Here is a 17793-nt window from a genome sequence, read left to right on the forward strand (position 1 = left end):
AACCGATATGAAAAAATATATTCTTTCATTAGACCAAGGAACAACAAGCTCACGCGCAATTCTTTTCAATAAAAAAGGTGAAATTGTTCATTCAGCTCAAAAAGAGTTTACACAACATTTTCCAAAGCCGGGCTGGGTAGAGCATAATGCACAAGAAATTTGGGGATCTATTTTAGCAGTTATCGCAACTTGCTTAAGCGAAGCGGATGTAAAACCAGAACAAATCGCTGGTATCGGTATTACGAACCAACGTGAAACAACGGTTGTATGGGATAAAACAACTAGTAAACCAATTTACAACGCAATCGTATGGCAATCTCGCCAAACAGCTGAAATTTGTGATGAGTTAAAAGAAAAAGGTTATAGCGAAATGGTTCGCGAAAAAACAGGTCTTTTAATTGATGCATACTTCTCTGGTACGAAAGTAAAATGGATTTTAGATAACGTTGAAGGTGCAAGAGAGAAAGCAGAAAACGGCGATCTATTATTCGGAACAATTGATTCGTGGCTTGTATGGAAACTATCTGGTGGTAAAGCACACGTAACAGATTACTCAAACGCATCACGTACGTTAATGTTTAACATTCACGACTTACAGTGGGATGATGAGCTTCTAGAAATGTTAACAGTACCAAAGAGCATGCTTCCAGAAGTGCGTCCATCATCTGAAATTTACGGAGAAACAATTGATTATCACTTCTTCGGCCAAAATGTACCGATTGCAGGTGTAGCTGGTGACCAACAAGCAGCATTATTTGGACAAGCTTGTTTCGGTGAAGGTATGGCGAAAAATACTTACGGAACTGGTTGTTTCATGTTAATGAACACTGGTGAAAAAGCAGTAGCTTCTGAGCACGGCCTATTAACAACAATTGCATGGGGAATAGATGGTAAAGTAAACTACGCATTAGAAGGAAGTATTTTCGTAGCAGGTTCTGCAATTCAATGGTTACGTGACGGAATGCGCATGTTTAAAGATGCAAGTGAGAGTGAAGTGTACGCAAATCGCGTTGAATCAACTGACGGTGTATACGTTGTACCAGCATTCGTTGGACTAGGAACACCTTATTGGGATAGTGAAGTACGCGGCGCTATGTTTGGTGTAACACGCGGTACGACGAAAGAGCACTTCATTCGTGCAACGCTAGAATCTTTAGCTTACCAAACGAAAGATGTATTATGCGCAATGGAAGCAGATTCAGGTATTGAACTGAAAACATTACGCGTTGATGGCGGAGCAGTTAAAAATAACTTCTTAATGAAGTTCCAAAGTGATATTTTAGATGTTCCTGTAGAGCGTCCGGTGATCAATGAAACAACAGCTTTAGGTGCAGCATACTTAGCTGGTCTTGCGGTTGGATATTGGAAAAACCAAGATGAAATTAAAGAACAGTGGCATATGGACAAACGCTTTGAGCCAACGATGGAAGCGAAAACAAGCGAAGAGCTATATGCTGGATGGAAAAAAGCAATTGAAGCAACAAAAGCTTTCAAATAATCATAAACAGTGTTATAATGGTGACAAGTTAATAATTCGGTAGGAGATTTGGAGAGACCACAACGCGCTATAGAGGCGAAATCTATAGCGGAGTTTGTGGTCTCTTTTTTCGTTATCAAAGGGAGGAATTACCATGAAATTTTCAAGTAAACAACGTAAAGACGTATTAAACGGAGTAAATAAACAAGAGTTAGATGTGATCGTAATTGGTGGAGGTATTACTGGTTCTGGTATTGCATTAGATGGAGCAACACGCGGGTTATCAACAATTGTGTTTGAAATGCAGGACTTTGCAGCAGGTACATCAAGTCGTTCAACGAAGCTTGTACACGGTGGTCTACGTTATTTAAAACAACTTGAAGTGAAAATGGTAGCAGAGGTGGGTAAAGAGCGTGCGATCGTATATGAGAACGGTCCCCATGTAACAACACCAGAGTGGATGTTACTTCCGTTCCATACAGGCGGTACGTTCGGATCATTTAGTACATCAATTGGTCTTCGTGTATACGACTTCTTAGCAGGTGTAAAACGAAGCGAGCGCAGAAAGATGTTTAACCGTGAAGAAACGCTAAACAAAGAGCCTCTTGTAAAAAAAGAAGGATTAAAAGGCGGCGGTTACTACGTAGAATATCGTACAGACGATGCGCGTCTTACAATTGAAGTAATGAAAGAAGCAATTGAGCACGGCGCAAAAGCTGTTAACTACGCAAAAGTAGACAGTTTCTTATATAAAGATGGAAAAGTATGCGGTGTACGTGTAATCGATTTACTAGACGGTGAAGTATACGAAGTTTACGGTAAGAAAATTGTAAACGCAGCTGGTCCTTGGGTAGATACACTTCGTGAAAAAGATAACTCGAAAAAAGGAAAAGTACTTCAGTTATCAAAAGGTGTTCACTTAGTAATTGATCAAAAACGTTTCCCGTTAGGTCAAGCGATTTACTTCGATACACCAGATAAACGTATGGTGTTCGCGATTCCTCGCGGCGGAAAAACATACGTAGGTACAACAGATACGTTCTATGATAAAGACGCAGCTGTACCACAAATGACAACAGAAGATCGCACATACATCATTAATGCGATTAACTATATGTTCCCAAGCGTAAAAATTACGGAAAAAGACATCGAATCAAGCTGGGCTGGTGTTCGTCCGTTAATTTATGAAGAAGGTAAGAGTGCATCTGAAATTTCTCGTAAAGATGAAATTTGGACTTCTGAATCTGGTTTAATTACAATCGCAGGTGGTAAATTAACTGGATACCGCAAAATGGCTGAAATGGTAGTAGACTACGTAACGAACTTACTACAAAAAGAAGGCCATAGTGCATATCCGAAGAGTACAACGAAACATATGCCAATCTCTGGTGGACATGTAGATGGTTCACACGGATTCCCAGCATTCGTTGCGAAAAAAGCTGGCGAAGGTACGAAATATGGTTTAACGACAGCGCAAGCAGAAGAATTCGCAAAATTCTACGGCTCTAACGTTGATGTACTATTCGACTTAGCGAAAAAACATAAAGACGAAGCGAAAGAATATAACATGCCGCTAGACGTTCTAATCCCGCTTGTATACGCAATGGATTACGAAATGACAGCAAAACCAGTCGACTTCTTCGTACGCCGCAGAGGCGCTGTATTCTTCAACATCCACTGGGTATACGAGTGGAAAGAAGCAGTAATCAACTACATGGCTGCGAAACTAGGCTGGAGCAAAGAAGAGCAAATGAAATACACAGCTGAATTAGAAAAAGCATTAACAGACGCTGTCATTCCTGTAGATCAACAAGAACAGGCAGCTGCGTTAGCGTAAAATAGAGAACCACCTGAAGGGGAGCCTTTAGGTGGTTCTTTTTTTTTATGGAATATTCTTCTAACTATATTGCATAACGACATATGTTGTTATACGATGTATATAAGGTGGTGGTATTGTTGGACAAAGAAATCTTAAAGGGAAGTATAGATATTTTATTACTTTCTATCATTGCAAAACGTGATACATATGGATATGAAATAGCTCAAAGTTTAAAGGATGCAAGTGAAGATTTGTATAGTATGGGGCAGGGAACTTTGTATCCTGCTTTAAAGAGATTAGAGAAAAAGGAGTTTCTTGAATCTTATTGGAATGAATCTGAGAATGGGATGAAAAGGAAATTCTATACTATTACAGATAAAGGGAAAAAAGAATTGCAGAAGAAAGTGAATTCTTGGGAGAGTGTAACAGCATTAATTCAAGCTTGTCAGAAAGGAGTTATTTATGAGTGAATTTGACGAGTATATTAAGTCTATTTTAGCCTATTCAGAACTTAGTGATATTGAACAGGATGAGTTATTTCTAGAAATGTATGATCACTTGAATAGTTTGAAAGAAGAATATATGGAACAAGGTATGAATGAAAAAGAAGCGATTTATAAAGCGATTCAAAGTTTTGGAGAATCAAAAGTTATTGGCGTAGAGATTAATAAATCGGTATACGAAGTTCCTAGGCCATTAAAGGTATTATCAAAAATTTTATGTATTCCTTATATAATCATTTGTTTTATTGTCTTTTTAGGAACATTTATTTCAACTTCTACATTTGACTCTGTTCGCAGTTTGACAGGTGGGACTGTCTATCATCCCATTGAATTTTGGCAGCAATTTTTACATATATCTGATTTAGAAACGTTATTACAACTTTTTGGAATAACACTTTGGCAAGTTAAAGATTTTATTGCACATCCAGGTCCTTGGGGAAACTCAACTTATTGGTTAAGCGTTTTACAACATATAATATTAGTAGTTCCATTCGGATTTTTCGTTCCAGTGCTCATTAATAAAGTGACTAACTATAAGAAAGCTCGTAAGTGGTATGTTATGACCTTTCTTGTTTGGGAGATATTACATTTACTAACTTTGTCTGATGTTTTTGATGTGTGGCGGATTGCTATAAATATGCTCGGTGCGTCGGTAGGATATCTTTTATTTATAAGCATGATACAAATAGATAATAAATTTAGGATAATGCGCAAGAACATATTTGAAAATTAACTTGCTATTCTGTAGTTTAAATTATACAAATTTAGTTTGATGGTAATAGAGTATTGCTGAAAACATAGGTGCTATGTAGTGAGGGGATTTTTTATATTCGTAATAGGTGTTGTTCCTTGTTTATTCATCCTGTTATGAAGCGGGTCCATAATCCGTCTTTATTGGTGCTATAAATGATGAGAGCGGCACAGCTGAACTAGAAAAAGTCTAGAACAACAAGAACAGGCAACTGCGTTAGCGTAAAATAGAGAACCACCTGAAGGGGAACCCTTTAGGTGGTTTTTTCTCTTGACTAAAAATAAATAAAATGTGTTACAATGATGATAGAGTATGTAGTGTGAATTTTGCATAAAATAAAAAAGACAGAAGCCTGAGAAACTTCTGCCTTGTGTAACCTAACTTGCTATTGTGGTGGTAGTAGGTGCGGTTATAAGACAATTACATTAACGTTTTAGCCGAGAACCGCCCTTACCTTTTCCACGAAGCAGGGTGGTTCTCGCTTTTTTGTATACAGAAATTAGCCACGGACCGACGTATCTTCTACCGATGACAACGCCAGCTCCGGTTAGGATACCATACACTAATTTAATTACAAACATCGCGATTATATTATCACCTCCCCCTTTTTTCAAAATGGAAGAGATGATTGCCACACCTACTAGTTATAGCTTATTAAGTTACGTATTCATTGTATTATGTTTTAAAATAGGGAACAAGATATATGGATGAAAATTCCTGTTTTTAAGCAGAACATTAGTGTCAGGGGACAAGAAGTAAATAAATATTCATAAAAAAACGGTATGGACATTACCATCCGTATTTTTTTATGTATTTATAAAACTTTTCCATACAGTGCGTCGTCTAATATATGGGAAGGAGGAAATGATGTGGATGAATTAACGATAGAAGCGTTTGAAATAGAAGATAAGGAGGACCTTATCGACGAAATAATGAACAAGTATGGACAAGAAGTCCTGCAGCTTGTGTATTCGTATGTGAATAATAAAGAGGTTGCGGAGGATGTAACGCAAGATATATTTGTGAAATGCTATAAATCTCTTCATACATATAAAGGGAAATCGAATGTGAAAACGTGGTTATGGAGAATTGCGATCAATCAATGTAAGGACTATATAAAAAGTTGGTATAACAAAAAAGTTATCGTTACAGAGGGTGACTTTACGTATATGGAGAGTCAAAAAGAAAGTGTGGAACAAACTGTCATTCAAAATGCGGAGGATCGTGAACTGGCTTCTGCGGTAATGAATTTACCGATAAAATATCGAGAAGTCATTTATCTATTTTATTATGAGGAATTATCAATTAAAGAGATTGCTACAGTAATAGATGTGAAAGAAAACACGATAAAGACAAGACTAAAAAAAGCGAAGGAACTTTTGAAGGAAGGATTGGAGGAATAATCAAATGGAAGATCGATTAAAAGGCTTGCGAAAATCAATGGAGAACACAACGTTTAAACATTTGAGTTTTTCTGATCAACACCAGAAGCAGGTGCGCGAAAAAATTAAGCAATCGTCCGAAAAGGAAGAAGATATCCTTTTAGCAGTGTTACAACTTCTTATGAATGAAAAAACAGGTTATGAATTGATGCAGTTGCTAAGAGGGAGAGGGATTCAAAAATTCGAAGGTGATGAAGGGTCTCTATACACTTTATTACATCGTTTAGAACGGAATCGCTTTATCCAATCTAGCTGGGATCACGCAGGAGCTAAATATTATCAATTAAATGATAAAGGAAACAAGATGCTGCGAAAGGCAGAGAAGAATGCTACGAAGGCACGATTTATATTAAAAGGCTTAGTACAGGAGTGAGAAAAAATTGAACAAAAAAGGGGAGCGTTTTTTAAAAGAAGTTACGAACCATATTAAATCAAAAGAAGCGAAGGACTTAGTAGCAGCTGAACTAAATTTTCACTTGAAACAGGCGAAGAATATGTGGATGGATAAAGGATTAAGTGAGGAAGTTGCTGAAGATAAGGCTGTTGAACAAATGGGGAGTCCGATTAAACTTGGCCGGGAACTTAACAAACTTCATAAGCCAAAGGTGGATTGGTTCTTACTTATTTTATTAGTAGCTGCTATGGGGTTAGGGTTTTTACCAATAATCGCTCTTGGGCATACGAACGATTTACTAATGAACAAAGTAATTTTTGTAATTCTCGGCATTGCAACAGCTGTTGGGATGATGCTGCTTGATTACCGGAAGCTAGAAAGACTCGGGTGGCTGTTTTATACAATTGGAATACTTATCTTGTTAGCTATAAAATGTTTTCCGACTGGTTACGTGATTGGGGAAGCGATAATAAAAATTGGCCCCATCAAAATTGACTGTTTAATGACGATACCATTCTTCTTTTTAGCTTGGGCTTCGTTTTTCAATAATAGTAGGTTAAAGTTTATACATCTTCTCATGTTGTACGTATTTTCTTTATATTTATTTTCAACTATATCAATTCTTTTACCCATTTTCATCTACATTACGATGGTATTTGTTATGCTTTGGTGGAGTAAGTTAGGAAAGAAAACGGCATGGCTCATTACGATTTTACCTATTGTACCATTGATTATTAGGGATCTACTTTCCTGGTCTGCTGTAAAAGAATACCGTATGGCCAGAGTTTTAGGAATGTTAAACCCAGAGCATGATCTATGGTATTTACGTTTAAAAGAGGCGATGTCTTCAGCAGGTTGGTTTGGTACATATGAAAATATAAAGTCTATCCGTGCTGCCCATACTGATTTTGTATTTGCAAGTTTGACTTACTATTATGGATATGTACTTGCGCTAGTTCTTGTCGTGATTCTTTCTCTTTTTGCAGTAAGAATAATGAACATAGCTTATAAAATAAATGATGGTTATGGTAAATTGCTTCTCGTTGGCGGAGTGACTCTTTTTGTAATCCATTTTATTTGTAACGTTGGCATGACCCTCGGGATATTACCACGTGTTTCTATATCATTACCTTTTATTAGCTACGGATTGATACCAACTCTGTTTCATGCATTTATAATGGGAATTGTGTTAAGTGTATATCGACGTAAAGATATTCCTTTTAGAATGAGAAAAACACCTTGATGATTATCAAGGTGTTTTCGTTATAAGCTCAAAACTCTCCGAATCAGCCCCAAGCACAAAAGGACTAACCTCGCCAACGCTATAAAGGTGCAATTCATGCATTGCGCGCGTACAAGCAGTGTAGAACAATCTACGAACGCTCTCATCGCTGTACACATCTTTAGAAGCATCGTAAATAATAACAGCATCAAATTCGATACCTTTCGCTAAGTAAGCGGGGATCACGACAATGCCTTGCTCATACTCGGCTGAGTTACTTTTCACAAGTTTAATATTCTCGATATGATTAAGTGCTTCGTAGGCAGCGGCGCTTTCAGCTGCGGATTTACAGATGATTGCGATCGTATTGTGCTGCTCTGTTTGTAGTTCAGCAACTTTTGCAGTAATATGTTCGTGCAGTTCGTTGTGATTAGCTACTTTCGTCACTGTAGGTTTCGCGCCGTCACGTTCAAATGCATGAATGTTGTTGCCTTCTGGTACGAGAGCACGTGTAAATTCAATGATCGGTTTTGTTGAGCGGTAGCTACGAGTTAAGTTAATACCGTTCGTTTCATCTGGTCCGTATAAGCTAGTAAGTGTATTGAAATTCACTGTTTCACTCGCATGGGCAAATATCGCTTGGTTAAAGTCCCCGAGTACCGTCATTCTTGTAGCAGGGAAGAGACGTTTTAAAAACTCGAACTGAAACGGCGAGTAATCCTGTGCTTCGTCTACGAGTACGTGTTTAATCGATCTGTTCGTTTGGAAGCCTTCAATTAATTCTTTTAAAAGTAAAAATGGAGTCGCATCCTCGTAATATAGCTTTCCTTCATCAAGCATATTTACTGTTAATGAGCAAATATCATCCCACTCTTTCGGTTTTTCTCCAGTAACCCATGATGCATCTGTGAAAAGTTGTTTATATATACCTGTAAAATTGATAAAGCGCAATGTTTGAACGCCTTTACGAAGAGGCTTCAATTTTTTACGGACAATCATACGTCCAAGTACTTTCGCTTCTTTCTCAAAATCGTTAAAGGAGTTGTCGTCAAACTCGCCCTTTTTCTGTAAATATTTATAAGCCTTTTGATATTCATCTTTACTAAGTAGTTCAATTTCTTCTTCTACCCAAGGCTTTTTCAATTCTGCTTTTTCAAGTGCATCTATTTGTTTATTTAGCCAATCCGTTAACTTTTCAATTCTATTATTGAAACGAAGGGAGGAGTCTGTATTGTAAAATTGCTCTGTAATTTCTTTAGCTGAGGCGATTAGTTTCCCTCTAAATTTCATTCCTCTAAATAGCATACCTGAAGATTCAAGAGATTGTCTGTACGCTCTAATCATCTCGAAAAATTGAGTGGATGCTTTAAATCGGATGCTCGCATTTCTCGTTTTATAGGTAGGGCTATTTGTTTCAGTTAGCATATATTCTAATTGCTCATAAGGGTCTTCAACGTCAAATGACTTACTTAGTCTATGATTTAAATATTCTTGGAATGTCACTTGCTGCATATTTTCTTCACCGAGTTCAGGTAGTACGTTAGAAACGTAGCTATTGAACATAGAGTTAGGGGAGAAGAGAATAATTTGATCCGCTTTTAGCCATTCGCGATATTTATATAGTAAGTAGGCGATTCGCTGCAGGGCAGCTGATGTTTTACCACTACCAGCGGCTCCTTGCACGATAAGGAGTCGGCCTTCATCGTGACGGATAATTTCATTTTGCTCGCGCTGAATCGTAGCAACGATGCTTTGCATATGTTTGTTCGTGCCTTTTCCAAGCGCTTGTTGCAAGATTTCATCACCAATTGTAAGGCTCGTATCGAACATAGAATCAATCTCGCCATTTTGAATAATGTATTGTAATTTTTTCTCCACATTACCGTGGATTACGCCGCCTGGTGTACTGTATTCAGCAGGTCCTGGTGGATAATCATAGTACACACTCGAAATAGGTGCGCGCCAGTCATATATAAGGAAGTTTTCTCCGCTTGCATCAGTAAGTGTAGCGACGCCGATATAAATTTGATCCGCGGCAGATTCTCCTTCTTCTTTGAAATCAATTCGTCCGAAATAAGGTGCTTTATGCATACGTCTTAATGCGGCAAGTCGATTAAAGGTGTGCTTATGGGTAATTTGTGTGACAGCTAGTGACTGAGCTTGTTGTCTTAAGTTGATAACTGTTTCAAGATAATCATCGAAAGTATCAGTATTCACTTTCACGTCATCCCAAAAGTGTTTACGAATATTGATTACTTCTGCCCGGCGTCTGCCAGTTTCGTTTTCCAGTTTATCAATTTGCTCCGTAATTGTTTCAATTACGGTATCCAATCGTTTTTGCTCTAAATCAAGTTTTTTGTTCATACGGTAGCACTCCTTTAAAAGTGAAAAATAGAGGTTGACTGAAGATGTGTTTTGGTGTACAATTAAGATACGGATAAATACGTTCATTTCGTTTTAGGAAACGTGTTTCTGTTCTAATTTAACATAGTTTTTTCATTTAATCAATGATAATAAGATAAACCTTGGTTCTGCGTGGCGTGGATCAAGGTTTTTTTGTGTTTTTTTAAGGAAGAATTGCAATTTTATTGAGGAGAATGTAAGTAAAGCAAAAAAGAAAATCAGGAATAGAGGGATACTGATGCAAAAATATTTTGAGGAAGCGCATCGTTTTTGTTCTCGTAATAGAAAGCACTTAGAAAAGGATGTTATATGTGGTTGTTTCTATTGTTTAGAAATTTTTCATCCAGAAAAAATTACAGAGTGGTGGGATGATGATAACACAGCAGTTTGTCCGCATTGCGGGATTGACTCTATTATAGGAGAAAATTCTGGATTTAAAATTACAGAAATGTTTTTAAGTGAAATGCATAAAAGATGGTTTTAGTTAAACGAATGAAAAAATAAACTTTCATTAACGAAGAGGATACATAAAAAAGCTCGGGCCGAAGCCCAAGCTTTTTTTTACTTCATTATTTCTTTTCTTCTTTTTTATCGTCAGCTTTTTTCTCTTCGAAAAGATCTTTTAAATCTTTATCGTCAACTTTTACGTCAGCTTTTTTGATTTCTTTCATCATAAGATCGTTCATAAATTGAGCATCTTGTGTTTTTTCTTGAACTAGTGATTTTTTAATATCAGCTTTTGCTTTATCGAAATTTGCATCTGCGTGATTATCAGTTACTTTGATGATATGGTAACCGAATTGTGTTTTTACAGGTTCGCTTACTTCACCTTTTTTCAACTTTTGAGCTGCTTCTTCAAATTCTTTTACCATTTTCCCTGGTCCGAAGAATCCTAAGTCGCCACCTTTTTCTTTTGAGCCTGTATCTTCAGAGTATTGTTTTGCTAATTCTTCGAAAGATTTACCTTGAGCAAGTTCATCTTTCACCTTTTTAGCAGTTTCTTCATCTTTTACAAGGATATGACTTGCTTTAATTTCTTTTTTATAATCCTCGAATTTTGCTTTTACATCTTTATCAGTAATCGATTGTTCAACCGCTTTTTCTTGAGCTAATTGAGCACGCACACCAGTTTTTATCGTTTCTTCTTTAATACCTTGTTGTTTTAATAGTGTATCGAATTGATCACCGTATTGTTTTTTCATTTCATCGAACTTTTTGTCTACATCTTTGTCTTCAACTTTGTAGTTTTTAATAAGTACTTTTTCCATAACCATGTTGTTTAGTACTTGTTTACCAGCTTGTGTCTTCATTTGATCGTAGAATTCTTCTTTTGTAATGTCACCAGCTTTAGATGTAACAATTTTGTCTGATGATGATGTTCCACATGCTGATAATGCGATTACACTTGTTGCGGCTAAGGCAAGCATAGCTTTCTTCATTCGATAAACACTCCTACTATTATGTATTTTTAATTTATCCTACACCAATGAATTTTGATTCATAAGAGCCCGATTAAGTCTCACTGATACTTTTGCTTTTTTATATTGGTAAAGCGCGCTTAACAGGGCTTACCGTGGCTGAGGATAAAGTTTTGATGAATGTTTTGTTCTATAGTATAAGCAATATGTACAAAATTTAATATATCATATTTCGAACCGTTTTCATATTGATAAAGAAAAAATAACCAGCACGTGTCAGATTTTGAAAGTGTGCCATATTGGGCGCATGCCGCATATACAGAATAGAGGAGGGGATGGGGATGAATTCTCAACTTATTTTATTACTTGTACTGTTTATTTTATTGGTTATTGTAGGTATAATTTGCTTATAGAGGAAAAAAGTGAGGAAGGGGCTTTCCTTCCTCACTTTCCATGAAATATAATTTCTATATAACTAGAAATTAATAAAATTGTTATACATACATTAATAACCCGAAAGACACCGGGCTGGCGGCTCGCAGCTATTTGTTTTCGTTCACACAGTGTATGTGTCATGAAATTCGTGTAAAATATAACAAGAAGTGCGAATGCGACAAAAACAACTGTTATAAGTGTCATGAGGCGAGACCTCCTTTTGGCTAAAATACATATACATATATTGTATCACACGATATTTTGTTCGTGTTACAAAATTCAGAAATAGAAGACTTTGTGTTAGAAAGTGAGGGAGAAAATGGACGTTGTTAGAAGATTAGAACAAGCTGAATACTATGTAGACCTACTATTTAAAATGATTGATGAAGAGAAGTGTCCATTTTATTCTTTGATCATAAAGAAAAAAGCTCGTAAAAAAGATATTGAACGTATACTAAATCTTTGTGAAAAACTGAACGAGCAATATGTAGCGGAGAAAGCAGAAGGGCTTCTTCTGTTCGATGCGCTGTTAGATCAATTTGAAAAAGCGCTTCCACATCAGCTCGAAGTACACGAAACTGCGGAAGCGCTAGCAAAACAAGGTTTATTTAAGCCGCTTATGAATGAATTCTTAAGCATGATTGCGAAAAAATAAATAGATTATTTCTTAACTAACTTTTGATCGGATTCTGTAAAGTTCTCTTCAATATCTTCTAATGATTTCTCAAAAATATCGATAAAGTCTTGTCCGTAAATATTACGCAGGATTGCAATCAGTTCGATATTTTCTGGGAACTTCCCATAAAAATTACGAAGTGCAAGAGCCCCATTAAACACTGAATTATTTTCAGGATCATACTCCTCCATTAAGCGAAGTAGTAATTCTTCCCCTTTGTCTGTAATTTCAATGTACGTATTTCGTTTATCATCTTCCTTTTTTGAGAATACAAGATAGCCACGTTCTTCTAGCTTTTTAGAGAAGTTAAACGCCGTTGATACGTGCATAACTCCAAACTTAGCAATCTCAGAAATAGAAGCCCCTTTTAAATGATAAGCGATTGTTAAAATATGATGTTCATTAATATTTAAATCGTAAGGTTTAATCCACTGCTGCCAATCTTTCTCTACACATTTCCATAACGCTTTCGATAATTGAGCAATGCGTTGGCTGAAAATCATCGCTTCTTTTACCGAGTAATCTTTTTCTCCACTTTTCATTTACTCACCCACTTTAACATTCTTTTTTCATTACTATCTATTATGCCAGTAAAATAAAAATTAATAAAGTCTTTTTGTGAGAATTGTGAAAATTTTTCGGAAAAATGACATTCTATACAAATCATGCATAACTATGGAAGCGTTTTATGAGTCGTGAATACATACGTTGTCCTTACATGTTAAGTGATAACATATATTGTAAATGCATAAAAACACGGCATATCTATACGACATGCCGTGTCAAGGTCAATTTATATAAAAAATATTTGTTATATGCAAAAAACTAAGCAGGAATTTGTTTACGCTTTTTCTGGAACAGCTTCTTGTAGTTTCTCAATTGACTTTTGGATGTCCAAAATTTCTTTCTCAATATGGCGCTTGTTTTGAGAAATATCTTGCTTCCAGTTAGAAAGTGTATCGTGCATATCGTCTTTTAATTCTTGGAACACTTCTTTACCTTCTGAAGCAGTTTCAACGATTTGACGTTTTAATAATTTCGTATCAGCTGTAATATCAGCTAAAGTCTTTTTAATATCATTTCCTTTTTCTTTTAACTTGCCGCGCATGTCTTTACCAGAAGAAGGAGTTGAGAAAAGAACAGCTAGTCCAGCAACTGCTCCGCCGCAAATAACACCTGTAATAAAGGATTTAGCTTTTGACATAAAAGGAGACCTCCTTATTTTTTGTTCGTATTCATGATGGGAAAATATGCATATCTTTCTTATATGTGCTATGCACAAACAATCATCCCTGAGCATTTTAAGTAAAGAAACAAGCCATGCGGAATTTGATGACTTCAGGGAAGTGGCTTGTTATGTATTACGCCTTCTTATAGTGTCATTATTTCACACTATTTGCAATTGTACTTGCGATGTTTTGTAAATTTTCCATAGTGTATTCATTTTGGTGTGATTTCCAAACAGCACCGAAACCATCTTTTTCACCGTAGCGTGGAATTAAATGAAGGTGGAAGTGGAACACAGTTTGTCCAGCTTTTTCACCGTTATTGTTAAGTAGGTTAAAGCCAACTGGATTAAACTCTGCTTTAATCGCATTTGCGATTTTTGGAACGACAGAAAAAATGTGTGATGCGATTTCTGGCGTTAACGCAAAAATGTCTTGTTTGTGAACTTTCGGAATAACAAGAGTATGTCCTTTTGTTACTTGACTAATATCTAAAAATGCAAGCACATATTCATCTTCGTATACTTTTGAGCAAGGGATTTGCCCGTCAATGATTTTACAAAAAATACAATTGTCTGCTGTATGATTCATTGATCTCATCCTTTCAAATATCCTTAGCCGTATTTTACCATAATTACATAAGAGAACAAACACGAAAAACAGGAAGCTGACTCAGCTTCCTGTTTTCTGAAGAGGGATTGAAAAAGCATTATCGTAATTTACGTTTCGCAGACACCTCATTTATTTAAGAAATGCACGGTAAATCGGCTAAAGTTTCTGCCGCAGACACCCCATTTTCAAGTGAAATGAATTGCAATCTTTTTTAAAATGAAATTGTTTATTTTTTAAAACAGTATATGCTCTTTCAGAGACACCCCGTTTCGAAAATGAAACAAATGATCTGGTTATGTGTAAATTTCATTGTCCAACTTGGACACCCCATTTCATGATGACTTCACTATGTTGTTGTACTCATCAATTGGTGGTTGCTTTTTCAATGTGTTCCTTCTTCAATAATTATGATGTCCGCTTTCGGGAAATTATATGCTAATAAATTTAAAAATTTTTTTTGAGTACATGGATACTATGTAGTACAGCATAATTTTTGGTAAGATGAATATAGAATGAATACTAATGAAGAAAGTGGTGTCGTATGAGCGAGTTATTGCGTGTGGAAAATGTTACAGGAGGATATACGAAACGACCTGTATTAAAAGACGTTTCGTTCTCTGTTAATAAAGGCGAACTTGTCGGCTTAATCGGTTTAAATGGAGCTGGTAAAAGTACGACGATTAAACATATTATCGGTTTAATGGAACCGAAAAAAGGAACTGTCACAATTAATGGGAAAACAATTCGTGATGATATGACAGCGTACCGTTCTAGCTTTTCATTTATTCCGGAAACGCCGGTATTATATGATGAATTAACGTTAGAAGAGCATTTGAAATTAACAGCTATGGCGTACGGCGTGGATGAAAAACAATATGAAGAACGTGTAGGACAACTACTACAAGAGTTTCGTATGAAAAATCGTTTAAAATGGTTTCCATCTCATTTCTCAAAAGGGATGAAACAAAAAGTAATGATTATGAGCGCATTTTTAGTGGAGCCATCTCTTTACATAGTAGATGAACCTTTCGTTGGATTAGATCCGTTAGCGATTCAATCCCTTCTTCAAATGATGGACCAAATGAAAAAGAGTGGTGCCGGTATTTTAATGAGCACACATATTTTAGCGACGGCAGAGCGTTATTGTGATTCGTTCATTATTTTACATCAAGGTGAAGTAAGAGCGAAGGGAACGCTATCTGAACTGCAATCACAGTTTAATATGCCAGGTGCAACGTTAGATGATATTTACATCGCGCTAACAAAGGAAGAAGATTATGAATAGCACAGCGTTATGGAAAGAACGATTTCGTCACTTTCTAAAAGAAGTTCGTACATATAGTAAATACGTATTTAATGATCATTTGAAATTTATTTTCGTGTTCATCATCGGTGCGGGAGCGTATTATTACCAGCAATGGTTACAAACGTTAACAACTTCGTTTCCAACTGCGCTCGTAATGGCAGTATTAATTGGACTCGTGTTAACGGCTGGATCCATTCAAACATTATTAAAAGAAGCGGATCTCGTTTACTTACTGCCAGTTGAAGAAAAGTTAAAACCTTACTTCACAAAGGCATTTCTTTTTACATTTATGATTCAGTTATACATAATCGCAATCGTAGCAGCCGCGCTTGCTCCGTTATACTTCCAACAAATGAAGCAAACAGGAGCTGGCTACATATGGATCGTACTCGCATTTGTCATTGTAAAAGCGTGGAATTTATTTGTAGCGTGGGAAAAGTCATTTTTAACAGATCAAAATATACAAAGGGCTGATTGGTTTATTCGTTTTATCCTAAACGGTTTATTTGTATATTTCCTTGTAGAACGTACTTCAGTTCTTTTCATTGGTGGAATCGTCCTTCTCATGGTGTTATACCTTGCTATCATGCATCAAATGGTCAAAGGAAAGCCACTAAACTGGGAGTATTTAATTTCCGAAGAAGGTAAGAAGATGATGCTACTGTACCGCATTGCGAACATGTTCGTTGATGTACCAGCATTAAAAGAAAGAGTAGCCCGCAGAAAATGGCTAGATTTCATTCTGTCGATGATAGGCGAAAAGCGTACATATTTATACTTATATACGAGAACATTTTTAAGATCTGGTAATTATTTTGGATTATATGTGCGTCTGCTCGCTCTTGGCGGAGTAATTCTTTACTTCATTCCATTTTTATATGGACGATTTATTGTAAGCCTTATCTTCCTATACTTAATCGGTTATCAGCTATTAACTTTATGGAAACATCATCGCATGAAAATTTGGCTTGATTTGTATCCAGTAGGGGGAGAAGAGAAGAAGAAAGATTTTCTTGCTTTATTAAACGCGATTCTAATCATCGGAAGCGTAATCTTTACAGTTATATTTGCACTAGCAACGAAAGATTTCATGATGACAGGAATTTTACTTATCGTAAGCATATTATTTAGTATCGGTTTCGTTTACCAATACGGGGCGAAGCGCATTGAGCGTTTAAATTGAAAGGAATGAACCTATGATTACATACGAAGAGAAGGTTATAAAAGAATTGGAGCAGTGGAAAGCTACATTCATGAAAGATTCTTCTATGATGACACGGTTCTCCAAAAAAGTGCAGACGAAGGTGCAACAGCTCATTCCGGCGAAAGTACAAAAGGTACTAACAGAGACGATTCGTATGATGGTGCAAACGATTAGCGCCGGGTCAAACTTTATAAAGCCGAAGCTAAAAGAGACGACATGGTCACTGCAAAGACGTGACGATGAAGTTCGTAAAAAAATGGATGAGTACAAAAAAATAGCAGCGGCAGAAGGAGCAGGGACTGGAGCTGGTGGTATTCTCCTCGGTCTTGCTGACTTTCCGCTTTTACTTACAATTAAAATTAAATTTTTATTCGATGCAGCGACATTGTACGGATTTGATACGAGTAAACAAGAAGAGCGTCTTTTTATCCTTCACGTTTTCCAACTTGCCTTTTCAAGTGACGATCACCGAAAAGAAATATGGAAAGCAATCGAAACGTGGGATACAGAAAAAGAAAATCATATGGACTGGGAAAAGTTCCAAACAGAGTACCGAGACTATATTGATTTAGCGAAAATGCTTCAGCTCGTACCAGTAATCGGTGCCCCAGTCGGCGCATATGCGAACTATCAATTACTGCAAAGGCTTGGAGAAGTGACGATGAATTGTTATCGTATGCGATTGCTGAATAGAGATTAAAAACAAGGCGTCCTACATATGTAATGTAGGACGCCTTTTCTTAGAAGCTAAGTCCGATATAGCTAATTCCAGCTATAATCAATACGATAAAAAGTACAATGATTAATGAAAATCCGCTCTTACCAGCTTGTCCCGCTTCACCGCCGCCATTACCACCACTACCACCAAGTCCCATATGATATCCTCCTTATTCTTATATGTTGCT

At 36.5% G+C, this 17793-nt stretch carries 21 protein-coding genes; 13 read left to right on the plus strand and 8 right to left on the minus strand.

Annotation, left to right across the window (positions count from 1 at the left end):
* Window positions 1-7: 7 nt before the first annotated feature.
* The 4 genes from glpK to NST90_RS05260 all read left to right on the plus strand — a co-directional run bounded on the left by glpK (window position 8) and on the right by NST90_RS05260 (window position 4532).
* Entirely contained in the window at window positions 8-1498 is a 1491-nt protein-coding gene (gene glpK, locus NST90_RS05245) for a glycerol kinase GlpK (protein WP_000760009.1), read from the plus strand.
* A gap of 133 nt (window positions 1499-1631) precedes the next feature.
* Window positions 1632-3314, plus strand: a complete 1683-nt coding sequence (glpD, locus tag NST90_RS05250) for an aerobic glycerol-3-phosphate dehydrogenase (RefSeq protein ID WP_016122054.1) — start codon at window positions 1632-1634, stop codon at window positions 3312-3314.
* A 119-nt stretch (window positions 3315-3433) separates the two neighbouring features.
* Window positions 3434-3766, plus strand: a complete 333-nt coding sequence (locus tag NST90_RS05255; protein WP_000356630.1) for a PadR family transcriptional regulator — start codon at window positions 3434-3436, stop codon at window positions 3764-3766.
* Window positions 3759-4532 carry a VanZ family protein gene (locus NST90_RS05260; RefSeq protein WP_025687727.1) on the plus strand — a complete coding sequence of 258 codons (774 nt, stop codon included), beginning with the start codon at window positions 3759-3761 and terminating at the stop codon, window positions 4530-4532. The genes NST90_RS05255 and NST90_RS05260 overlap by 8 nt, the downstream gene beginning before the upstream one ends.
* A 443-nt stretch (window positions 4533-4975) precedes the next feature.
* Here the strand turns inward: NST90_RS05260 and NST90_RS05265 are convergent, their stop codons facing one another.
* Window positions 4976-5131: a hypothetical protein gene (locus tag NST90_RS05265; RefSeq protein ID WP_000497655.1), complete on the minus strand. Its 156-nt coding sequence runs from the start codon at window positions 5129-5131 to the stop codon at window positions 4976-4978.
* A 288-nt stretch (window positions 5132-5419) separates the two neighbouring features.
* Here NST90_RS05265 and NST90_RS05270 point away from each other — a divergent pair, with 288 nt between their 5' ends.
* The 3 genes from NST90_RS05270 to NST90_RS05280 are packed head-to-tail and all read left to right on the plus strand — an operon-like array spanning window position 5420 to window position 7629.
* Entirely contained in the window at window positions 5420-5953 is a 534-nt protein-coding gene (locus NST90_RS05270) for a sigma-70 family RNA polymerase sigma factor (RefSeq protein WP_048534227.1), read from the plus strand.
* A gap of 4 nt (window positions 5954-5957) precedes the next feature.
* Window positions 5958-6365, plus strand: a complete 408-nt coding sequence (locus NST90_RS05275; protein ID WP_000390150.1) for a PadR family transcriptional regulator — start codon at window positions 5958-5960, stop codon at window positions 6363-6365.
* Window positions 6366-6372: 7 nt separating this feature from the next.
* Complete coding sequence (locus NST90_RS05280) at window positions 6373-7629, plus strand: FtsW/RodA/SpoVE family cell cycle protein (RefSeq protein ID WP_016122057.1); 1257 nt, start codon at window positions 6373-6375, stop codon at window positions 7627-7629.
* Between the two features lie 6 nt (window positions 7630-7635).
* Here the strand turns inward: NST90_RS05280 and helD are convergent, their stop codons facing one another.
* Complete coding sequence (gene helD / locus NST90_RS05285; protein ID WP_048534225.1) at window positions 7636-9972, minus strand: RNA polymerase recycling motor HelD; 2337 nt, start codon at window positions 9970-9972, stop codon at window positions 7636-7638.
* Between the two features lie 277 nt (window positions 9973-10249).
* Between helD and NST90_RS05290 the strand changes: the two genes are divergently transcribed.
* A complete protein-coding gene (locus tag NST90_RS05290; protein ID WP_001174905.1) occupies window positions 10250-10495 on the plus strand; it encodes a hypothetical protein in 246 nt (81 codons plus the stop codon).
* Window positions 10496-10580: 85 nt separating this feature from the next.
* Here NST90_RS05290 and prsA read toward each other — a convergent pair whose 3' ends face one another.
* Complete coding sequence (gene prsA, locus NST90_RS05295; RefSeq protein ID WP_044307201.1) at window positions 10581-11450, minus strand: peptidylprolyl isomerase PrsA; 870 nt, start codon at window positions 11448-11450, stop codon at window positions 10581-10583.
* A 278-nt stretch (window positions 11451-11728) separates the two neighbouring features.
* Here prsA and NST90_RS05300 point away from each other — a divergent pair, with 278 nt between their 5' ends.
* On the plus strand, window positions 11729-11842 hold the full coding sequence (locus tag NST90_RS05300) for a YjcZ family sporulation protein (protein ID WP_306302919.1): 114 nt from the start codon (window positions 11729-11731) through the stop codon (window positions 11840-11842).
* A gap of 31 nt (window positions 11843-11873) precedes the next feature.
* On the opposite strand, the gene NST90_RS05305 is transcribed toward NST90_RS05300, so the two are convergent.
* Window positions 11874-12068 (minus strand): hypothetical protein, encoded by a 195-nt coding sequence (locus tag NST90_RS05305; RefSeq protein WP_000172690.1) that lies wholly within the window; start codon window positions 12066-12068, stop codon window positions 11874-11876.
* Window positions 12069-12183: 115 nt separating this feature from the next.
* Between NST90_RS05305 and NST90_RS05310 the strand changes: the two genes are divergently transcribed.
* Window positions 12184-12519, plus strand: coding sequence for a DUF1878 family protein (locus NST90_RS05310; RefSeq protein ID WP_044307203.1), 336 nt, complete (start codon window positions 12184-12186; stop codon window positions 12517-12519).
* 5 nt (window positions 12520-12524) lie between these two features.
* Here the strand turns inward: NST90_RS05310 and NST90_RS05315 are convergent, their stop codons facing one another.
* The 3 genes from NST90_RS05315 to NST90_RS05325 all read right to left on the minus strand — a co-directional run bounded on the left by NST90_RS05315 (window position 12525) and on the right by NST90_RS05325 (window position 14357).
* Window positions 12525-13082, minus strand: coding sequence for an HTH-type transcriptional regulator Hpr (locus NST90_RS05315; RefSeq protein ID WP_000834924.1), 558 nt, complete (start codon window positions 13080-13082; stop codon window positions 12525-12527).
* A gap of 299 nt (window positions 13083-13381) precedes the next feature.
* Window positions 13382-13744, minus strand: a complete 363-nt coding sequence (locus NST90_RS05320; protein ID WP_000030300.1) for a YtxH domain-containing protein — start codon at window positions 13742-13744, stop codon at window positions 13382-13384.
* A gap of 178 nt (window positions 13745-13922) precedes the next feature.
* Window positions 13923-14357: an HIT family protein gene (locus NST90_RS05325; protein ID WP_069604502.1), complete on the minus strand. Its 435-nt coding sequence runs from the start codon at window positions 14355-14357 to the stop codon at window positions 13923-13925.
* 562 nt (window positions 14358-14919) lie between these two features.
* On the opposite strand from NST90_RS05325, the gene ecsA reads away from it, so the two are divergent.
* From ecsA to ecsC, 3 genes are read left to right on the plus strand one after another with little or no spacing between them, the layout of a single operon-like run.
* Entirely contained in the window at window positions 14920-15663 is a 744-nt protein-coding gene (gene ecsA, locus NST90_RS05330; protein ID WP_001292603.1) for an ABC transporter ATP-binding protein EcsA, read from the plus strand.
* On the plus strand, window positions 15656-16867 hold the full coding sequence (ecsB, locus tag NST90_RS05335) for an ABC transporter permease EcsB (protein ID WP_001089131.1): 1212 nt from the start codon (window positions 15656-15658) through the stop codon (window positions 16865-16867). Before ecsA ends, ecsB begins: the two co-directional genes overlap by 8 nt.
* 13 nt (window positions 16868-16880) lie before the next feature.
* A complete protein-coding gene (gene ecsC / locus NST90_RS05340; RefSeq protein ID WP_000634142.1) occupies window positions 16881-17588 on the plus strand; it encodes an ecs operon protein EcsC in 708 nt (235 codons plus the stop codon).
* Between the two features lie 40 nt (window positions 17589-17628).
* Here the strand turns inward: ecsC and NST90_RS05345 are convergent, their stop codons facing one another.
* A complete protein-coding gene (locus NST90_RS05345; RefSeq protein WP_078186684.1) occupies window positions 17629-17763 on the minus strand; it encodes a YjcZ family sporulation protein in 135 nt (44 codons plus the stop codon).
* Window positions 17764-17793 lie beyond the last annotated feature (30 nt).

It is taken from the genome of Bacillus sp. FSL E2-8900 (assembly GCF_037966225.1).
In the GTDB taxonomy this organism is placed as follows: domain Bacteria; phylum Bacillota; class Bacilli; order Bacillales; family Bacillaceae_G; genus Bacillus_A; species Bacillus_A cereus.